Origin of the sequence: Isorropodon fossajaponicum endosymbiont JTNG4 (assembly GCF_016592615.1) — a bacterium.
Classification (GTDB): Bacteria; Pseudomonadota; Gammaproteobacteria; order PS1; family Pseudothioglobaceae; genus Ruthia.
On the sequence record NZ_AP013043.1, the window covers coordinates 252,598 to 272,826 of the forward strand.

Annotated in this window: 20 protein-coding genes and 5 pseudogenes; all 25 read left to right on the forward strand. The window is 37.4% G+C overall.

Going from position 1 to position 20,229, the window contains the following annotated elements:
* Positions 1-333 precede the first annotated feature (333 nt).
* Positions 334-594, forward strand: coding sequence for a phosphatase PAP2 family protein (locus CVFO_RS09375; protein ID WP_201339822.1), 261 nt, complete (start codon positions 334-336; stop codon positions 592-594).
* A gap of 12 nt (positions 595-606) precedes the next feature.
* The gene (pepN, locus tag CVFO_RS01465; RefSeq protein ID WP_201339823.1) at positions 607-3,144 is read left to right on the forward strand and encodes an aminopeptidase N; all 2,538 of its coding nucleotides are present in this window, start codon (positions 607-609) and stop codon (positions 3,142-3,144) included.
* Positions 3,141-3,608 carry a CinA family protein gene (locus tag CVFO_RS01470; RefSeq protein ID WP_201339824.1) on the forward strand — a complete coding sequence of 156 codons (468 nt, stop codon included), beginning with the start codon at positions 3,141-3,143 and terminating at the stop codon, positions 3,606-3,608. Before pepN ends, CVFO_RS01470 begins: the two co-directional genes overlap by 4 nt.
* 40 nt (positions 3,609-3,648) lie before the next feature.
* Complete coding sequence (locus CVFO_RS01475) at positions 3,649-3,870, forward strand: ribbon-helix-helix domain-containing protein (RefSeq protein WP_201339595.1); 222 nt, start codon at positions 3,649-3,651, stop codon at positions 3,868-3,870.
* A gap of 63 nt (positions 3,871-3,933) precedes the next feature.
* Positions 3,934-4,974: pseudogene (locus CVFO_RS01480) on the forward strand (IS3 family transposase).
* Between the two features lie 600 nt (positions 4,975-5,574).
* On the forward strand, positions 5,575-5,916 hold the full coding sequence (locus tag CVFO_RS01485; protein ID WP_225879296.1) for a hypothetical protein: 342 nt from the start codon (positions 5,575-5,577) through the stop codon (positions 5,914-5,916).
* A gap of 13 nt (positions 5,917-5,929) precedes the next feature.
* The gene (locus tag CVFO_RS01490) at positions 5,930-6,793 is read left to right on the forward strand and encodes an O-antigen ligase family protein (protein WP_342591031.1); all 864 of its coding nucleotides are present in this window, start codon (positions 5,930-5,932) and stop codon (positions 6,791-6,793) included.
* Positions 6,794-6,840: 47 nt separating this feature from the next.
* On the forward strand, positions 6,841-6,987 hold the full coding sequence (locus CVFO_RS01495) for a hypothetical protein (protein WP_201339827.1): 147 nt from the start codon (positions 6,841-6,843) through the stop codon (positions 6,985-6,987).
* 329 nt (positions 6,988-7,316) lie between these two features.
* On the forward strand, positions 7,317-7,568 hold the full coding sequence (locus CVFO_RS01500) for a thioredoxin family protein (protein WP_201339828.1): 252 nt from the start codon (positions 7,317-7,319) through the stop codon (positions 7,566-7,568).
* A complete protein-coding gene (locus CVFO_RS01505; RefSeq protein WP_201339829.1) occupies positions 7,565-8,290 on the forward strand; it encodes a thioredoxin fold domain-containing protein in 726 nt (241 codons plus the stop codon). The genes CVFO_RS01500 and CVFO_RS01505 overlap by 4 nt, the downstream gene beginning before the upstream one ends.
* Before the next feature lie 65 nt (positions 8,291-8,355).
* Positions 8,356-10,584, forward strand: coding sequence for a protein-disulfide reductase DsbD (locus CVFO_RS01510; protein WP_201339830.1), 2,229 nt, complete (start codon positions 8,356-8,358; stop codon positions 10,582-10,584).
* Positions 10,585-10,669: 85 nt separating this feature from the next.
* A complete protein-coding gene (gene aroQ, locus CVFO_RS01515; RefSeq protein WP_201339831.1) occupies positions 10,670-11,119 on the forward strand; it encodes a type II 3-dehydroquinate dehydratase in 450 nt (149 codons plus the stop codon).
* Positions 11,120-11,560 (forward strand): acetyl-CoA carboxylase biotin carboxyl carrier protein, encoded by a 441-nt coding sequence (accB, locus tag CVFO_RS01520; protein WP_201339832.1) that lies wholly within the window; start codon positions 11,120-11,122, stop codon positions 11,558-11,560. It begins immediately after the preceding gene.
* A 5-nt stretch (positions 11,561-11,565) separates the two neighbouring features.
* A complete protein-coding gene (accC, locus tag CVFO_RS01525; protein WP_201340372.1) occupies positions 11,566-12,915 on the forward strand; it encodes an acetyl-CoA carboxylase biotin carboxylase subunit in 1,350 nt (449 codons plus the stop codon).
* A gap of 1 nt (position 12,916) precedes the next feature.
* Positions 12,917-13,939: an N-acetyl-gamma-glutamyl-phosphate reductase gene (gene argC, locus CVFO_RS01530; RefSeq protein WP_201339833.1), complete on the forward strand. Its 1,023-nt coding sequence runs from the start codon at positions 12,917-12,919 to the stop codon at positions 13,937-13,939.
* Between the two features lie 9 nt (positions 13,940-13,948).
* Positions 13,949-14,302, forward strand: coding sequence for an iron-sulfur cluster insertion protein ErpA (gene erpA, locus CVFO_RS01535; RefSeq protein ID WP_201339834.1), 354 nt, complete (start codon positions 13,949-13,951; stop codon positions 14,300-14,302).
* A gap of 15 nt (positions 14,303-14,317) precedes the next feature.
* A complete protein-coding gene (locus CVFO_RS01540; protein WP_201339835.1) occupies positions 14,318-14,809 on the forward strand; it encodes a phospholipase D-like domain-containing protein in 492 nt (163 codons plus the stop codon).
* A gap of 134 nt (positions 14,810-14,943) precedes the next feature.
* Positions 14,944-15,606: a DEAD/DEAH box helicase family protein gene (locus tag CVFO_RS01545; RefSeq protein WP_201339836.1), complete on the forward strand. Its 663-nt coding sequence runs from the start codon at positions 14,944-14,946 to the stop codon at positions 15,604-15,606.
* Complete coding sequence (locus CVFO_RS01550) at positions 15,603-15,872, forward strand: hypothetical protein (protein ID WP_201339837.1); 270 nt, start codon at positions 15,603-15,605, stop codon at positions 15,870-15,872. The genes CVFO_RS01545 and CVFO_RS01550 overlap by 4 nt, the downstream gene beginning before the upstream one ends.
* Positions 15,862-16,324, forward strand: a pseudogene (locus CVFO_RS01555) (hypothetical protein); the annotation flags it as partial. The gene CVFO_RS01550 and the pseudogene CVFO_RS01555, both read left to right, overlap by 11 nt.
* A gap of 161 nt (positions 16,325-16,485) precedes the next feature.
* Positions 16,486-16,929: a hypothetical protein gene (locus tag CVFO_RS01560; RefSeq protein WP_201339839.1), complete on the forward strand. Its 444-nt coding sequence runs from the start codon at positions 16,486-16,488 to the stop codon at positions 16,927-16,929.
* Between the two features lie 203 nt (positions 16,930-17,132).
* Positions 17,133-17,294 (forward strand): annotated as a pseudogene (locus CVFO_RS01565) (helix-turn-helix domain-containing protein); the annotation flags it as partial.
* Between the two features lie 151 nt (positions 17,295-17,445).
* Positions 17,446-18,552, forward strand: a pseudogene (locus CVFO_RS01570) (IS3 family transposase).
* Positions 18,553-18,585: 33 nt separating this feature from the next.
* A pseudogene (locus tag CVFO_RS01575) lies at positions 18,586-18,828 on the forward strand (integrase core domain-containing protein); the annotation flags it as partial.
* A 203-nt stretch (positions 18,829-19,031) separates the two neighbouring features.
* Positions 19,032-20,219 carry an alanine transaminase gene (gene alaC, locus CVFO_RS01580; protein WP_201339842.1) on the forward strand — a complete coding sequence of 396 codons (1,188 nt, stop codon included), beginning with the start codon at positions 19,032-19,034 and terminating at the stop codon, positions 20,217-20,219.
* The last annotated feature ends 10 nt before the right edge of the window (positions 20,220-20,229 follow it).

The window sequence follows — 20,229 nt, forward strand, 5'->3', positions numbered from 1 at the left end:
TAGATTATCAGGCGTTTGTTGCACTTAATCAATCACTTGTAGAATTTCACTCAATATGGCGTGGCTTTTGGGCAATACTCAGTGTTCGGGTTGCTGACCTTATTCCGCTATTTTTAATTGGCTTGTTTTTTACTCTGATGATGTTTTATTTAAAAATAAACACAAAATAATGGGACTGATTGGCTTTGTTACTTTACTAATTTTGATGCTATTGATGCGTGAGATGATGAATCTATATGTGGAGTATGCAAATTTAGGTAGAAAAAGTCCTACACTGGTTGTAGAATCGGCATTTCGTTTGTCTTCAATTATCCTAGTTTAGGCTTAAAAGACATGTCTGCACATAGCTTTCCAGGAGACTATGCTGCGGTTTTGTTTACTTGGCTTGGGTATTGCTTATTTTTTGCTCGCAACCGATGGCGTTGGCTCGTTTTTATTATTGTTCTGGTTTTTTCCATGCCAAGACTGATGGCCGGCACTCATTGGTTTAGTGACGTTATGGTTGGTGGTATTAGTATTGCCACAATGACTTTAGCGTTTGGGTTATATACGCCGCTACTTAATTATATTAATAAAACACAATGTAGCCTCTAAATCTTTAACAAAATGAACAAACCACAACCTATTTATCGTAAAGACTATACACCTAGTGAGTATTTAATTCGCACCACAGAGCTTGAGTTTGATTTAACTGAAACACAAACCATCGTGACTTCTAAGATTAGTTTTTATAAAAATCCGAAGTCTAGTAAAAAAACTAATAGCTTGTTTTTAGATGGTATCGATCTTGAATTGATTTCTATTTTGGTTGATAAGGCTAAGCCTGATTATAAGCTGGTTGAACAAGGGCTTGAGATTAATAACCTTGCTGATGAGTTTATTTTGCAGATTAAAAACCGCATTTTTCCAGAAAAAAACACCAGTCTCAATGGTCTATATCAATCTAGTAGCAATTTTTGTACGCAGTGTGAGGCGCATGGCTTTAGGCAAATTACTTATTATTTAGATAGACCTGATGTGTTAAGTGTGTTTACTACGCACATCAAAGCTGATCAACAAAAATATCCAGTACTGCTCAGTAATGGTAATTTAATCGAGCAAATAAATGGCAGTGCAACTTGGCATGACCCTACGCCAAAGCCTTGTTATTTATTTGCTTTAGTAGCAGGTGATTTTGCACTCAAAGAGGATACTTACACCACATTATCAGGCAATGAAGTGGCATTAAGGATTTATGTTCAAGCGCACAATATTCATAAAACCCAATTTGCTATGGCGGCACTAAAACGTTCATTTGCCTGGGAAGAGAAACGCTTTAGACTTGAATACGATTTAGACATTTATATGATTGTAGCCGTTGATGATTTCAACATGGGTGCGATGGAAAACAAGGGACTAAATATTTTTAATGCCACCTACGTATTAGCCAGTCCAAACACAGCAACGGATAAAGATTTTATTGATATCGAGGCAGTGATTGGTCATGAGTATTTTCATAATTGGACAGGTAATAGAGTCACTTGCAGAGATTGGTTTCAGCTTAGTTTGAAAGAAGGCTTAACGGTTTTTAGAGATCAAGAATTTACCTCAGATTTACACGCACGTTCCATCAAACGCATTGAGGATGTGAACGCTCTGCGCACCTTGCAATTTGCAGAAGACATGGGTCCAATGCAGCATCCAGTCAGACCAGAGCATTATATCGAGATGAATAATTTTTACACCCTTACTGTTTATGAAAAAGGCGCAGAAATTATTCGCATGGTGCATGCATTTCTAGGCGAGACAGGGTTTCAAAAAGGCATGCAATTATATTTTCAAAGGTTTGATGGCGATGCCGTCACTATTGATGATTTTATTCAAAGTATGAGTGATGCTAATAATTTTGATTTTAGTCAATTTATGCATTGGTATTCACAATCTGGCACGCCTAAAGTTAGCATTACTTCTGAGTATAATCAAAATGACAAGACATTTAACGTGTCCATTAGCCAGCATTCGCAATGTGACTATTTTTTCCCACTTAAATTTGCACTGCTTGATGATACTGGCACTGAACTTGAAAGTGGCGTATTAACAGTCAAAGACAAGGAACAAGTATTTACCTTTAACAATATAGGTGCAGAGCCAACACCCTCATGGTTGCGAGGTTTTAGTGCGCCCATTAAATTGACATCTGATTTAACTTTCAAACAAAAAATATTTTTAGTTGGGCATGATTCTGATGCTTTTAATCAGTGGGATAATGCCCAGCAATTATGGTTGTCTTTAATCCTAGCACCCTCAAGCATTGACCAAGATTTGTTTTTAGATGCCATTGAAAAAATTCTAAAAGGCACTTTTCTAGAGGGTAATCGTGTATCGCTTGCAGAAGATAAATCCTTAGTATGTGAAATTTTAACCTTGCCCTCTGAGCAGTTTTTACATCAGCAACAAGAGATTATTGATGTATTTGAAATTCATGACAAGCGTGAACAAGTCATTAATGAGATTATTCGGCGGTTTAAGCCGTTGTTTAGCAAAATTTATGCAAATCTTAACACCTATCAAGCTTATGAGTTAACGCCTGAAGCTGTGGGAAATCGAGCATTAAAAAATATTTGCTTATATTATCTAGCAATCAGTGGTGAATTTGAGTTAGCCTTTGAGCAATTTAAATCAGCCAATTGTATGAGCGATAAAATGGCGAGTTTAAAGGCGTTAATGGTTAATGATAATTCGTATAAAAATATCGCACTTGATGAGTTTTATCATGAATTTAAAAATGATACACAAGTTATGGATAAATATTTCTCCATTCAATCGTCTGCGCCAACAGCCGATGTTGATAATATTAAAACCCTCATGCAACACAAACTATTTTCATTTAACACACCAAACCGTTTGCGCAGTGTGATAGGTGGTTTTTTACAAAACCATGCTAATTTTCACAACCAACAAGGCTATGAGCTTTTAACTGACATTATCATTAAGCTTAATCAATCAAATCCACAAATAGGCGCAAAATTCACCTCAGTTTATAATCATTGGCAACGATTTAGTCCAGAATTAAAAGCCTTACAAAAACAACAATTAGAGAAAATCTTAGCCATTGACGATTTATCCAATGATATTTTTGAAATTATCCAAGCAGCATTAAAGTGAACACATTAATCACCTTATTAAAACAAAAGTCACTTACCATTGCCGTGGCTGAATCTTGCACAGGTGGCAATTTATCCGCATTACTCACCAGTCAAAGTGGCTCATCAGCCTATTTTGACAGAGGGTTTATCACCTACGCCAATCAAGCCAAAATCGACATGCTAGGTGTTAAGCCCACAACTCTAGACAAATTTGGTGCAGTTAGCGAGCAAGTTGCATTAGAAATGGCGCATGGCGTAATTAAAAACTCATCCGCCAATATTAGCATAGCTATCATTAGTATTGCTGGCCCTACTACTGGCGGCACAAAAAATAAGCCTGTGAGTATGGTTTGTTTCGGTTTTTGTTTTCATAAAAAATGCACAACCACCACACAATACTTTGATGGTAATAGGCATGAGGTGGTTAAGCAGAGTGTTGCGTTTGTAGTTAGTGCTTTAGAAAAAACAACTGTCAAACAATAAATTATAATATTGTTTTTAAATAAACAACAGGACAACCAAAATGCACGCAATATCAGATCTAAAAAAACAACAAGTTGGATTTAGAATGCCTACTTATTTATTGAATGAGGTTGATGAGGTTGTTAGTAAATATGAAATTAACCGTTCTGAGTTTCTAAACGAAGCCGCCAAAGACTACCTACAAGCAATTAAAAAACAAGAGGTTTATAGCCGTCTTGGCGAGGCATCTGTAATACCCCAAAAAACCACCATTCTAAAGTAGAAAATTCTATAATAAAAAATAAGGAGTTTTCACATGAAAAAATCAAGATATACAGAGTCATAAATAGTCAACATACTCAAACAAAACCAATCAGGCATATCTGTGGCTGATCTATGCCGTGAATACGCAATGTCTCAAGCCACATTTTACAAATGGAGATCTAAATACGGTGATACAGATTTTGTCTCTATGGTTAAACGCTTAAAAGAGCTAGAATCAGAAAATGCTCAATTCAAGCGTATGTATGCTGAGAGTGAGTTGAAACTGCAAATTACAAAGGATGCCTTAGCAAAAAAGTTCTAAAGCCATCCCAGTGGCGTGAGGATGGCTTTAAACATCAATGAACAAAATAAGAACACAAGTATCAAACTTATTTACGAAGTTTGTAGCATTAGTAAAAGCACTTATTATTATCAACCAAAACTCAGTGATGACAATGCTTTAATTGCCGATTGTCTACTGCGCTTAACCGCAACGCACAAGCGTTGGGGTTTTAAACTGTGCTATTTATATCTACGTAATGTTAAAGACTACAAATTTAACCATAAACGAGTGTATCGCATTTACCAAGAACTGGAGCTCAATCTAAGAATCAAGCCAAGAAGAAGAATCAAAAGAGATAAACCCGAAGCACTGAGTGTGCCAACAACTATTAACCAAACTTGGTCAATGGATTTTATGTCAGACTCACTCACTGATGGCAGGCACATTAGAACTTTTAATGTTGTCGATGATTACAATCGGGAAGGCTTGAATATTGATGTGGACTTGTCCATGCCAGCAAGACGAGTTATTCAATCATTAGAACGTTTGATTCAGTGGCGTGGCAAGCCCAAGGCTATCAGATGTGATAATGGTCCTGAATACATTAGCCAAGCATTAAGAGACTGGGTACAAGCCTTAGGTATTGAGTTAATGTACATCCAACCAGGTAAGCCAACTCAAAATGCCTACATTGAGAGATTTAACCGTACAGTAAGACAAGAGTGTTTAGATCTGCATTTGTTTGATTCTGTTGAGCAAGCACAAGATGCAACCACACAGTGGTTATGGGTTTATAATAACGAACGACCGCACTTTGCCCTAGGTGGCGTGATAAGATGACTAGCCTCTACTTTAGAGTTGTATGGAAAATTGGGGTATTACATATTAACAACACTCATAAAAAAACTACTACACAATTCATTCTTACTGAAATGTAGCATATCTATGATTTTTCTAAACTGGATAGTGTGATTTCTATAATTAGGTACGGTGAAAATATTAGAACTAAATTAAAAGATGATGGTAGCGAGTCTAAGCCAATACTAGTAAACTAATAATTCCCATCACAACGCCAACAGTTAGTCTAGTCAGTAACCATGGTTATCACAAGGATCATTCTGAACCAAAGAAGCGAAAATGAAAACAATTAGGTCTTATCATTACAGTAATTATAAAACCAACTCAATTGATGAAGGATTGACAAACGAGAAGCTGTCCATAATCACTTTCTGCAAAGCGTTTTAAGGCAAAATGAATGACTTAAGCTTTAATACAAAGATAAGCTGTTGTTAAATATGCATAACAATACAAAGCTCGCGTTCTTTGGTCTTTTCTATATTGATTATTGCCACGCTGTCTGCTCCTTGGTTCGACACAAGTTTTTATAATTATTTTTTTATTAAAACGTACGTTATTTCATTTGCTGTATTTGTTGTAATTTTGTGGCTAATCTATCGTGACTCCAATCAGGTCTTTGAATTTGGCTTGGTTTCTATATCGCTTTTAGCATTATTTTTACTAGGCATTATCAGCTTGGCTTATGGCGTTAATTTGGATTTTAGCATTTCCAAATTATTATTATGGCTGATTGTATTTTTTGCTTTTATGTTGGTAAGAACAATTAACAGCCAACCAAAAATCCTTAATTTTACCGCCTTATCATTAGTGTCTTCTTCTGTGCTCATTGCCTTAATAGGCGTATCGCAACATTTATTTTCCTATCCCATGTTGCAAGGCTCAATTAATCCCGCAGCAACATTTGGCAATAAAAACTTATGCTAGCCTTACAGCGTTGTTGTTTCTACTGATTATGATTAATTTTTCACCCAGTGGCTTTGAACCATTTTGGCACGATATTAATCAAGCAACAATCACCGCATTGAGTGATTACAGCAACGTTAATTATTCACGTTTTAATATTTGGGCGATTGCACTTGATATGTTTAATAGCTCGCCTTTGTTTGGCACAGGGTTGGGTAGTTTTATGCATAACGAAATGGTGGGCGGATTCCATACTATAAGCGCAATAGATTATCAGCAGGTGCATAATGATTTATTAGAGCTGTTGGTTGAGTTAGGGCTATTTGGCGTTGTGTTTTTTTTGGTTGTGTTTTTTTTAATTCAAGCGGTCATTAGACGCGCTAAAAATCAACACAAAAACGCCTTATTTTACATATTATCATTGATTGGTATTTTGGCTTCGTTTGTTAATATGCAATTTAGCTCTCCTTATCAAAATGCTTATCCACTGTTACTATTTGGTTTACTGCCTGGGCTTATTAGTCAATCTTCTCCTGTGGTATTAAGTATACAAATAAGCAGCACAATATTTCAGTTTAAGGGCTCTATCGTTGTTGTTACAGCCCTAGAAAGTAGCATTTACATTCAATGGATTGGCGTTTATAGTCATATTAACAAGTTTGTTGACACCAAAAAAATTAGATATTTAAACACAGCTAATAGCATTGTTTATCATCAAGATTTACAAACCATGCTAAAAAATCTAGCCTATAGTTATGATAAAAGAGGTGCGCCTATTTTAAATATATTGGTTGAGAATAAAATTTTAACCTACTGGGAGGATAATTTTTTATCCCTCATTAGAAAAGTTTGCAACTTATATAGAGTTGGTCGGTATAAATTAGTACTAAAACACTGAAAAAAGCCAAACATAATCAGCCAAAAAGTAATTATGACGCTGATATTATGGAAATTATAATCTTGATAAACACCAAACAGAATAAAACACTAATCAAACAACATCTGGACACACTACTAGACAAGGATGAGCGCTTATTCAAGACAAGCCCTCACTTTGAAAAAATTATTGTCAACTTTTTATCACTACATTAATCAATATTCAGATATTAAATCAAAGGACAATATACTAAAAACTCTGCAATTTTGTTGATATTTTAAGCCGTGGGGAAATTTAACAATGCCGATTGTTTGGAAATATTGCTGGCAAATTACTTTAACTTGCTCAATACCAATGCACCGCTCTAACTGGGCAATGTGGTTGTAAAGACTGATTTATGTTGATATGGCCATTTAATTCTTAAAAACTATCAATTTTGATAGTATGCATATTCCACAGAACTAGATATAATAGGCTTTAAGAAATCACAGCGAGGTATTTATGAAAATTTTTAATCTTAAAGTTTGCTATTCTTACTCTATCAATGCTTGTTGGCATTGCTAATGCACAACTGCCAATAAAATCAGGCGTGGTCACTGGTGGTATATCTCACACAATGTTGCCCTGGTTTAAAGACAGTTTTTTAGAAATTACTGACGATGTTGATGAAGCAAAGCAGCGCAATAAACATGTGTTGTTATTCTTTCATTTAGATGAATGTCCTTATTGTGGTCAAATGGTGAAAGATTTTAATAACCGCCGCTTAAAAATTTTATTCAACAACATTTTGACGTGATTGCTATTAATATTCGAGGCGATAAAGAACTGGCGATTAATGAAAATCAATCGTTGAGTGAGAAAGAACTGGCAGCACAAGTCGAAGTGCAATATACACCAACTGTACTTTTTTTAAATCAAAAAAATGAAGCGGTAGTGCGAACAAATGGCTATCGCAAGCCTAAAAAATTGAAAAAAATTTTAGACTATGTATATAGCAAGGCATATGCAGAATTAACCTTAGCACAATATATTGAAACAACTAAAAAAACGAGCAATTACCAACCACAAAGCCACGAAATGTTTCAAAAAATTAAGGATTTTTCCACTCTTAAAACACCATTAGCCATAATTTTTGAAGATAAAAGTTGCGACGCTTGTGCTTATTTTTATAATATAACGCTCAAGGACAGCGCTGTCGTCAATGGGTTTAACGCTTTTAGTGTGGTGCGTTTTGATGCTAGTTCCACGCAAACTATTATTGATAATAAAGGCAACCAAACCACACCTAAAGACTGGGTGCAACAACTTAAACTCAATTACCGACCTGGTATTGTTTTGTTTAATGAAGGCGATGGAATCACCCGCATTGATGGATTTTTATACAACTTTCATTTTCAAGAAGTATTGCGTTACGTCAGTGGTGATTTTTATCAAGAATTTGCAACTTATAACGCCTATCTTGCGTATAGACAAAGAGAATTGCTTAAACAGGGCATTGACATTGACATTCATAAATGATATTTACTTGCCGTAACTAAGCGTATAACATAGTAAGGCACAATTGATACATTGAGGAAAGAGGTATGAAACGTTTATTACTACCCTTATTTTTTATATTATCCACATTCTCATTAGCACAAGCAGAAGATGATTTGTTGCCATTAGATAAGGCATTTTCCTTTAAAGCTAGCGTGGTTAATAACGAAATATTGCTTAATTGGGATATTGCTAAAGGTTACTATCTTTATAAAGAAAAGATTAAGATTTCTGCTGATTTTTCAGCCCTGCTAGGCAGTGCTGAGTTCCCAATAGCAAAGATTAGAAATGATGAATTTTTTGGCAAAATTGGGGTTTATCGTGATAATGCCGTGGTGGTGGTTCCTGTGCTTAAAGGCGACGCCAAATCTATTTTATTAACCGTTAGTTATCAAGGCTGTGCCGATTTGGGTGTTTGCTACCCACCTATTACTAAATCAGTTGCGCTTAATATCGGCTCAATGCGCTCGAGCTCCTTGGCTGATAATGCATTTAATCTATTTTCACGAGCCACTAATAAGGCGCAATCAATTGTTGAAAAAATCATTTCAGTCTCTGATGAGCCTCTACCTGCAGACGATGCATTTAAATTTTCAGTGGTGGCAATTGATGCTAATACGCTACTAGCAAGATGGGCCATTCATCAAGAATATTATTTATATCATGATAAGTTCTTCTTTGATATCAAAGGGGCAAAATTTGGCGATATTGTCTTTCCAAAAGGTAAAATTAAAGACGATGAATTTTTTGGCAAAATTGAGGTTCACAAAGGCGTATTAGAAGTTAAGATTCCGATCACTAATGTCAGCAATCAGCCAATTACTGTTATCGTTAAATATCAAGGCTGTTGGGAGGGTGGTGTTTGCTATCCGCCACAAGAAAAAACTAAAGATATTATACTACCCTCTCAAACAGGTAGTTCTAACGTCAACACCACACCTGAAAAAACTTCAGCACCCAATACACAGGTTGAGTTAAACGAGGCTGACCAAATTACCGCATTGCTCCAACAAGACAGTATATTGTTAGTATTGGCAAGTTTCTTTGGCTTTGGCTTATTACTATCATTAACCCCTTGCGTGTTTCCAATGATTCCAATTCTGTCAGGCATTATTGTGGGTCAAAAAGGCGAAGTTAGCACTAAAAAAGCGCTGATTATGTCCATTGTGTTTGTATTATCCATGAGCATAACCTATTCAATTGCGGGTGTACTGGCAGGCTATTTTGGTGAAAATTTACAGGCGTTGTTCCAAACCCCTTGGATACTGGCTATTTTCAGTTTGATTTTTGTCGCCTTGGCATTTTCCATGTTTGGCTATTATGAAATCCAACTGCCTGCCAGCTTACAAGGAAAAATCACAAAAATAAGCAATGATCAAGAAGGTAGGCACCTAATTGGTGTGGCCATTATGGGCTTTTTATCAGCACTTATTGTGGGGCCTTGCGTTGCGCCACCGCTAGCAGGTGCGCTGATTTATATTGGACAAACTGGCGATGCATTATTAGGTGGACTATCGCTGTTTGTAATGAGTTTAGGTATGGGTGCACCACTTGTTGCGATTGGTGCAGGCGTAAGCAAACTACCTAAAGCAGGCGACTGGATGGATAATGTTAAATACGTCTTTGGTATTTTAATGCTGGTCGTAGCAATTTATCTTCTTGATAGAATTGTCTCACCCCTTGCATCACTTGTATTATGGGCGATGCTCATTACTATATCACCAATTGCGATGGGTACATTGAACACACAAACAAGCACTTCAAGCCCTTGGCAACGTATTTTTAAAGCATTAGGTTTAATCATACTGGGCTATGGCATCTTGCTTTGGGTATTAGTAGCACGCGGTGGTGGCGATATGTTCCAACCGCTATCAGATTGGGGCGCATCAAATGTAGCAACTGAATCAGTCCAAATAAAATTTGAACGCATTAAATCGGTGGATGAGCTAGACCAAATTCTAGCAAAAGCGAAGAGCAACAACCAAATTGTTATGTTAGATTTTTATGCTGACTGGTGTATCTCTTGTAAAGAGCTTGAGCGTTTTGTATTTTCTAATGCTAATGTGGTTAACGAAATGGCCATGGCTAATGTCATTACACTTCAAGCCGACGTAACTGAAAATAATGCCAACGATAAAGCATTGATGAAACGATTTGGCCTTGTTGGTCCGCCTGCTATTTTGTTTTTCAACAATGGTATTGAGAGTCGCTCGCAAAGAATTATTGGTGAGATTAACGTACAAGACTTTCTCATCCATCTTAATAAAACCAAATAAAATAAGCAAAAATGCCGATAAAACCAACTATCGTACACGATATTGGTGGTATAATCGGCTTTATTTAAATTTTTCTTATTAACAAATGGATGTTCTATTATTAAACGGTCCTAACCTTAATCTGCTTGGCACTCGCGAGCCTGACTATTATGGCGCACAAACACTGGACGATATTACCAGTCATCTTGCAAAAATAGCAAATGACGCCGAGCTTATACTTGAACACCATCAAGACAATTCAGAAGCAGGATTAATTGAACATATTCACAACGCCACCAATAACGGCGTTCAATATATCATTATCAATCCTGCAGCTTTCACACATACATCAGTCGCTTTGCGTGATGCCCTGCTCGCTGTAGGTATTGAGTTCACCGAAGTTCACCTATCTAATGTACATAAGCGTGAAGATTTTCGCAAACAATCTTATTTTTCAGACATTGCACAAGGTGTCATTTCAGGCTTTGGCGCTCAAGGCTATGAATTTGCACTACAAGTCGCAATTCAACATATTCAACAATTAAAGAGGTCATGAATGGACATTCGTAAAGTAAAAAAATTAATGGAATTGTTAGAACAATCTGGTATGAATGAAATTGAAATTGTTGAGGGTAAAGAATCCGTACGCATCTCGCGCTATGGCAACGCCCCTATAGCAGCACCAGCACCAGCACCAGTAGCAGCCCCAGCGGAAGCTCCTACAATAGTAACACCGTCTGAAGATAGTGCACCAACAGTAAATGGACATCCTATCACTTCGCCTATGGTTGGTACTTTTTATGGCGCAACATCGTCCACTTCTGATGCCTTTATTAAAATTGGTCAACACGTCAACCAAGGCGATACAATTTGTATCGTTGAGGCTATGAAAATCATGAACCAAATCGAGGCAGACCAATCTGGAACAGTCACTGAGATCTTATGTACAGATGGTGATGCGATTGAATTTGGTCAAACACTAGTCGTCGTTCAATGACGCCAATGAACAAAATCCGAAAGGTTCTCATTGCTAACCGCGGTGAAATTGCGCTTAGAATTTTAAGAGCTTGTAAGGAGCTAGGCATCAAAACCGTTGCTGTATATTCAACAGCGGACAAAGACCTTAAGCATGTGCGTTTGTCTGACGAGGCTGTGTGCATTGGTCCACATCCATCAAAAGACAGCTATTTAAACATCCCCGCACTGATTGCTGCTGCAGAAGTTACTCACGCTGATGCCATTCATCCTGGCTATGGTTTTTTATCTGAAAGTGCAGATTTTGCACAACGTGTTGAAGAAAGTGGTTTTATTTTTATCGGTCCACATGCGGATAATATTCGCGTCATGGGCGACAAAGTCGCTGCCATTAAGGCCATGCAAAAATCCGGCGTGCCTTGTGTACCTGGATCAGATGGTGGCTTGACTGAAGACGCTACTCAAAACACCAAGCTTGCTCGTGCTATTGGCTTTCCAATTATCATCAAAGCCTCTGGCGGTGGCGGTGGTCGTGGCATGCGTGTGGTTAAAAAAGAAGCCGACCTGCTTGATTCGATTGAGTTGACTAAAACAGAAGCACTTAACTTTTTTGGCAACGGCGAAGTGTATATGGAGAAATTTTTAACCACGCCTAGGCACGTTGAGATTCAAATATTAGCTGATGAACATGGCAATGCTGTGCACTTAGGCGAACGTGACTGTTCAATGCAAAGACGCCATCAAAAAGTAGTAGAAGAAGCGCCAGCACCTGGCATCACGCCAGAATTGCGCCAAAAAATCGGCAGTGCTTGTACGAACGCTTGCAAGGCAATTAATTATCGCAGCGCTGGTACGTTCGAATTTTTATTTGAAAATGATGAATTCTATTTCATTGAAATGAACACTCGTGTTCAAGTTGAACACCCTGTCACTGAAATGATTACTGGCATTGATATTGTGCGTGAACAAATACGCATTGCCGATGGTCAAACACTCTCATTCACACAAGATGATGTGAAAATCAAAGGCCATGCGATTGAGTGCCGTATTAATGCTGAAGACCCTAATAATTTTATGCCTTCACCAGGGAAAATCACTCAATATCATGTTGCTGGTGGTTTAGGCGTGCGTGTTGATTCACACATATATAACGGTTATACCGTGCCACCCCATTATGATTCTATGATTGGCAAACTGATTACTTTTGCTGATACTCGACTAGGCGCTATTATCAAAATGCAAAATGCACTGGATGAAATGGTGATTGATGGCATTAAAACCAATATCACCTTACAAAGAAGAATTATGGATGACAAAGCCTTCCAAAAAGGTGGCATGAATATCCACTACCTCGAAAAAATGCTGGGGGCTCACTAGTATGATTAAGGTAGGTATTGTTGGCGCTACTGGGTATACAGGACTAGAACTTATACGTCTTTTACACAATCATCCAAGTGCAAAAATTATTGCCCTATGTTCAAGGGCAAATACTGGCAAAGCCGTTGTTGAAGAATTTCCCAGCTTGACAGGCTATGTTGATTTTAACTTTATTGCGCCAGATGATAAAACATTATTTGAGTGCGACGTTATTTTCTTTGCCACACCGCACGGCGTAGCTATGAACAGCGTTAGCCAATTCTTAGACAAGAGCATCAAAATAATTGATTTAGGTGCTGATTTTCGTATTAAAGATAGCATTGAGTGGAGTAAATGGTATGGCATGACACACACACAAAGCGCTTTATTAGAAAATGCCATTTATGGCTTGCCTGAAGTTTACAGCTCACAAATCAAAAACGCCACCTTGGTTGCTAACCCTGGGTGCTATCCAACTGCAATCACGCTAGCACTTAAGCCTTTGCTTGAAACAAATTCCATTGATACAAAAAGCATTATTGCTGATTGCAAATCAGGCATTAGTGGTGCAGGCAGGGGTGCTAATATTGCCACACTTTTTTGCGAAGTAAACGAGTCCTTAAAGCCTTATAATGTTAATCAACACCGTCACAAGCCTGAAATACAACAAGTGTTAACAGACATTGCAAATACAGATGTGGATTTTATCTTTACCCCACACTTGATACCCATGACTCGGGGCATGCTTGCCAGTGTTTACGTTGATTTAACAAAGGACATCGATGCACAAGAATTGTTTGAAAACCACTACCAAGACAACAGATTTGTTCATGTATTGCCAGCTGGTATTTATCCACAAACCAAATCAGTTAAAGGCACGAATAATTGCCATATTGGTGTTCAAAAATCAAACAACAAGCTTATTATTATGACGGTTATTGATAACGTAGGTAAGGGTGCCTCAGGGCAAGCCATACAAAACATGAACCTCATGTTTGGACTTGATGAAGGCTTAGGATTAGAGCAAATTGGCTTATTGCCATAAGGGAGCAACATGGAAACAGAACAAGTTTTAGAAAAAGCAGACATTATTTTTAGCGACAATGCCGCTAAAAAAGTATCAACGCTCATTGAAGAGGAAAAAAACGACAACTTACATTTGCGTGTTTATATCACAGGTGGTGGTTGCTCTGGCTTTTCCTATGGCTTTACCTTTGATGAGGCCTACAAAGAAGGCGATTCAAGTGTTGAGAACAGCGGCGTACAATTAGTCGTTGACCCCATGAGTTATCAATACTTAATTGGTGCAACCGTTGATTATTTAGAAGACTTACAAGGCGCACGTTTCATTATTCATAACCCAAATGCCAAAACCACTTGTGGTTGTGGCTCGTCTTTTTCTGTTTAAAGAAAATAGATAAAAATGTCTACCAAGTTTTTTACTAACAAAGAAAAACACACTTTATTTAATAAACTAACGGGCATTTTTAAACACAATCAAAATATTAATCATTTTGATGTTTTAGTGGGCTATTTTCGCTCATCGGGGTATTTTAAACTCCACCCTCTGCTAGAGAATGTTGCTAATATCCGTATCTTGGTTGGGATAGATGTTGATAAATTAACACAAGAAAGTTGCTCTCTAGGATTGATTTATCAAGAAGATAAAGAAAAAGTTGAACAATCGTGGCAACAGAAATTCACTACCGATATTAAACAAGCCAATTATGATGAGCAGACCGAGCAAGGGGACAAGCAATTTATCCAGGATATGCTTAGTGGTAAAGTCAGTCTAAAGGCACATCCCAGTCAAAAAATCCACGCTAAAATCTATATTTTTCGTCCTGATAATTTTAACGAGCATGCTGCCAATAGCGTGATTACAGGCTCGCCCAATTTAACCGATACAGGTTAGGTACTCAGCAAACTGCCAATTATGAATTTAATGTTTTACTCAATGATTATGATGAGGTTAAATTTGCCACTGATGAGTTTGACCCAAATTCTATTAAAGATTTACCCAATGGTTTTAAACGTCTGTCTTATCAAATGGATGCGGTTAATGAAGGCTGGGAAATGCTTAAAAAACATAACGGCTTCTTTCTTTCCGATGTGGTTGGACTGGGTAAGACAATGATTGCTACTTTAATTGCCAAACAGTTTCTGTTCTTAGGTGGGCGAGACTATAACCCTAATATTTTATTAATTGTGCCACCCGCACCCGCCCTCAAACAAAATTGGGAAGACACTCTAATGAAATTTGAAATTAGAGGCAAAGTTAAAATTTTCACCAATGGCAGTCTGCATAAAATAACCAGTCCCAAAGATTACGATATGGTAATTGTGGATGAGGTGCAGAAATTTCGTAATAACACCGCCACCGCCCAGGCATACGATCAATTGCAACAAATTTGTAAAACAAAAACCTCTGCTAATAAAGCTAAAAAAGTAATGCTCATTTCTGCCGCGCCACTTAATAATCGCCCTGATGATTTATACAATCAGATTTTATTATTTCAAGATGGCAATAATTCGACCCTTGATTTCCCCTTAGCCAGTTTTTTCACCAAGGCAAAGAAAGAATATAAAGAAATATTACAACTCTTCAATAATAAAAAAGCCAGGGAACAAACAGCTAAACTTTATGAAGAAATTAGAGAAAGGGTAATAACCCCACTAATGGTTAGGAGGACAGGACACGCACTGATTTGATAAATAGTGAACGCTATAAGAAAGATTTAGACGAGCATGGCGTTGTCTTTCCGAAAACCACACCACCAAAACCAATTTATTATCAATTAGAGAAAGATTTAGAGTATTTATATAATGATACGATTAAAAAAATAGACAATAAAAAACAAGATAAAACAGGACTATTGCATACTCGTTATCGTGCATTACATCATCTAAAGCCAGAATTAAAACAAAACTACATTCGAGCAGATTTCATTGCTGAACGCCTAGTGGCAATCATTTAATCGAGCGAGAGAAAATTGGCAAAAAGCAGGTAGAAGTAAAAAATGGATTGAAAGGAGGATGAGCGGGCAAGAAACCCGCAACAAACTCACCGATTATTGGCAAGAAAATAAAGTTAAGGAAGGGCAAGAATTTGCTATTTTGACCAATATTATTCATTCTGAGTGGAGCGGTTTGTCTGTTACCGAGCATAAAGCGCTTAAAAATTTAGACAACCAAAACCTACGTGACCATATGAGTAAGGCAGAGCTAATTTTTACCGCTTTGGCAGAATTATCAACTCGACAAATTGCTAAAAATGACCTGGCAACTGGGCTTGAAGAAAACAAACAATCGTGCCAAAAAAGGCGGCACGATTGCCAAAAATGCCCGCAAAGAATTAGAAAAAAACACCTATAAAAAGATAGTGGATAAAACTAACTTTTTGAACCCGAATAGACTGGATAAAATCTAATGGAATTTTTTTAAAAAGCCTATGAAAGAGAAGATTACTTAAGCTTTTTAAACGATAAATTTAATTTTTCTGAACTTATTCAGACCACGCGTATTATCGATGATGATGTTCAAAGTTTTGAGCAATTAGGATTTATAACCATTGATGACAATAAGTTACCTGTGTTTGAGATTCACATCAAGCCCAATACCAAGTTAGCACGAAACCGTGTGCAATTACGCAATTTAGTTGTCAAACAAATCCAAACTGAAGACGACGCAATCGCCGTTTATGTAGATGACAAAAATAAATTATGGCGCTTTAGTTTTATTGCTATTGAATACAAATGGGGCGATGACGGCATAGAGAAAATACAAACAGCCAGCAAGCGCTTTACTTATCTTTTTGGCGAAGGGGCAAAAGTAAGAACGTTAACCCAGCGTTTTAAAGTGCTTAACAAGCAATCAACTTTAGAGGATTTAAAAACCGCATTTGCCGTTGAACAGTTAAACAAATATTTTACAATAAGTTTTATGAATGGTATGAAAAAGTCCAAACACAAGTTGAATTTCCCAATGATGAACATGATAAAAATCATACTCAGACTAGCCTTATTCGTTTTTTAACCAGAATATTATTTGTCTTTTTTTTAAAAGAGAAAAAACCTATCAATCCTGATTTATTTGATTTAGAAAAATTAAAAGACCTGCTTGATTATGAAAAAAATAGCAGTTTTTATAAAGCCATATTGCAAAACTTATTTTTTGCAAACACTGAACCGACAAATTAAAGACAGAGATTTTCGAATAAACGAAATCCTTATTCAAAATCCTTAACTGCTGCTTATTTAGGCATGAAACCAGAGTCCTTTTCAAGAACGCTGGCAGAACTGAAAAAGGATGGCATCATTCTAGATAATAAAAAAATCAAACTAGCCAATGGTCATGAATTGTGCGGTTATTGTGATAAAGTTACCGGTGCAATAGTCTAATTTTATTGGACACAAAGATAGCCTTATAATACAAACCATAAGGAGGTCAGTAATGACACAATATAAATCAAGAAAACAACGAGTGACTTTTACCGTTGAACATTCTGTTCAATACCCCCTTGAGGGGGAAACACTAGATTATGCCAAACTCATGGTGCATGAGAATTACACCAATAAAAAAAATCATGATAATATCAGGAGCTTGCTCCTCAGCAGTTAGCAGATGGAGAAAACAATACCTAGCAGAGCTTGGTGGACAAACACCAGAGTCAGGCAAAGCGCTGACTTCTGAACAACAAACAATACAACTGCTTGAGAAACAACTTTGGCGCGCACAAAGGGACAATGAAATCTTAAAAAAGGCAACAGCCTTGTTCGCTGTGGACAATCACCAAGTGATATGATTATCAAGATAAACAAGGCTTGCCAACAATACAATACTAAAGAATTATGAGCATTACTCAAACTTCCTCGCAGTAGTTATTACTATCAAGTCAAAGATAAGCGAGTAAACAACAACACCAACGCTATGATTAAATTAATCAAACAAACTGCTATTGAAGTTGGATACACCTATGGCAAACGCAGAATGCGAGTAGTTTTGAATAACCAAGGTTATAACATTGGTATTTACCAAACTGCAACGCTAATGAAAAAAGCCAATGTAGTTGCCATACGCCCAAGAAAGCGTCATTATTACCCTAATACTAGATTGATGTTTAAAAAGGCAAAAAACCTATTAAATCGTGTGTTTGAGCAGCAATCAATTAATACGCATTGGGTTGGTGATATTACCTATATCAAAACCTATCAAGGTGGGAGTTATTTAGCCAGTGTGTTGGATTTAGGCTCAAGACAAGTTGTTGGTTGGGCATTGTCAAAACAGCCTAATGCTCAGTTGGCAAAGGATGCGCTTAGTAATGCTGTGTCTAGACACCAGCCCAATACAAATAAACACATGTTTCACTCTGATCAAGGGACTCAATACTCTTCTAAAGTTTTTATTGATTATTGCAACAAGAACAACATTACTCAAAGCATGAGCAGGCGAGGTAATTGTTGGGATAATGCGGTCATGGAGCGTTTCTTTAGAAGTCTGAAGACTGAGAGATTAAATTATCAAAGTTTTGCAAATCATAGTGAAGTCGTGCAAAATGTAGAGGGTTATATCTACTTGTATAATTACAAAAGGATTCATTCAGCGATTGGGTATTTAACACCTGCTCAAAAGATGGCTGAATTGAAAAAAGCGGCTTGAAATGTGTCCAAGTAGGTTAGAGCATTGCAGTTTGAATACATTAGCCAAGCATTAAGAGACTGGGTACAAGCCTTAGGTATTGAGTTAATGTACATCCAACCAGGTAAGCCAACTCAAAATGCCTACATTGAGAGATTTAACCGTACAGTAAGACAAGAGTGTTTAGATCTGCATTTGTTTGATTCTGTTGAGCAAGCACAAGATGCAACCACACAGTGGTTATGGGTTTATAATAACGAACGACCGCACTTTGCCCTAGGTGGCGTGATAAGATGACTAGCCTCTACTTTAGAGTTGTATGGAAAATTGGGGTATTACATATTGAAAAATACTTAGACTAGAATGTGGCAAAATACTTTAACCTTAGAACCATAAACTACTTTTTTTAAAATGAACAATGACTTTCCACGAATAAAAATACTTAGACTAGAATGTGGCAAAATACTTTAACCTTAGAACCATAAACTACTTTTTTTAAAATGAACAATGACTTTCCACGAATAAAAAGACTGCCTGCTTATGTCTTTGCGGTTACTAACGAGCTAAAGGCCAAGGCACGTGCACGCGGTGAAGATATTATTGACTTTGGCATGGGCAATCCTGACCAACCAACGCCTGATCATATTGTTGAAAAACTGGTAGAAGCGGCGCGGCGTAAAGACACACATCGCTATTCTACCTCCCGCGGCATTCCGCGATTACGCAAAGCCATTGCTAATTGGTATAAAAGGCGCTTTGATGTTGATATTGATCCAGAAACTGAAGCCATTGTTACTATTGGCTCTAAAGAGGGGTTGTCTAATTTAGCACAGGCCGTTGTGGGTAATGGCGATACGGTATTAGTGCCTAACCCTGCTTATCCTATTCATCCGTATGGATTTGTGATTGCAGGTGCAGATATTCAACATGTGCCTTGCGGTCTAGATGATGATTTTTTAGCAGAATTAGAGCACTCTATTAAAAATACTTGGCCAAAGCCAAAGATGCTGGTTTTAAATTATCCGTCTAACCCAACCACACAGTGCGCTGAATTAGATTTTTTTGAAAAAGTCATTAAAATTGCCAAAGAGCATGAAATTTGGGTGGTGCAAGATTTGGCCTATGCAGACATTGTATTTGATGGCTATGTAGCGCCCAGTATTTTACAAGTAGAAGGCGCTAAAGAGATTGCTGTTGAGTTTTTCTCGTTGTCAAAAAGCTACAACATGCCAGGTTGGCGCGTGGGCTTTATGGTGGGCAATCCAACCTTAGTAAACGCACTTGCCAAAATCAAATCTTACCTAGATTATGGCATGTTCACCCCTATTCAGGTCGCCGCTATTGAGGCGCTAGAAGGCGACCAAAGTTGTGTGAAAGAGATATCTAATATGTACCAAGACAGGCGTGATGTACTCTGTGGCGGTTTGAAATCAATTGGTTGGGTGGTGACACCGCCTAAAGCCACGATGTTTGTTTGGGCAAAAATTCCTGAATTTTATCAGTACATGGGCTCGTTAGAGTTTACCAAAAAACTGCTTAAAATCGCAAAAGTTGGCGTGTCTCCTGGCATTGGCTTTGGTAGTTATGGCGATCAATACGTGCGTTTTGGGCTGATTGAAAACGAACACAGAACCCGCCAAGCAATTCGAGGCATTCGCGAGATGTTTAAACAAGATGGCTTGCTATAAAAACGAATTT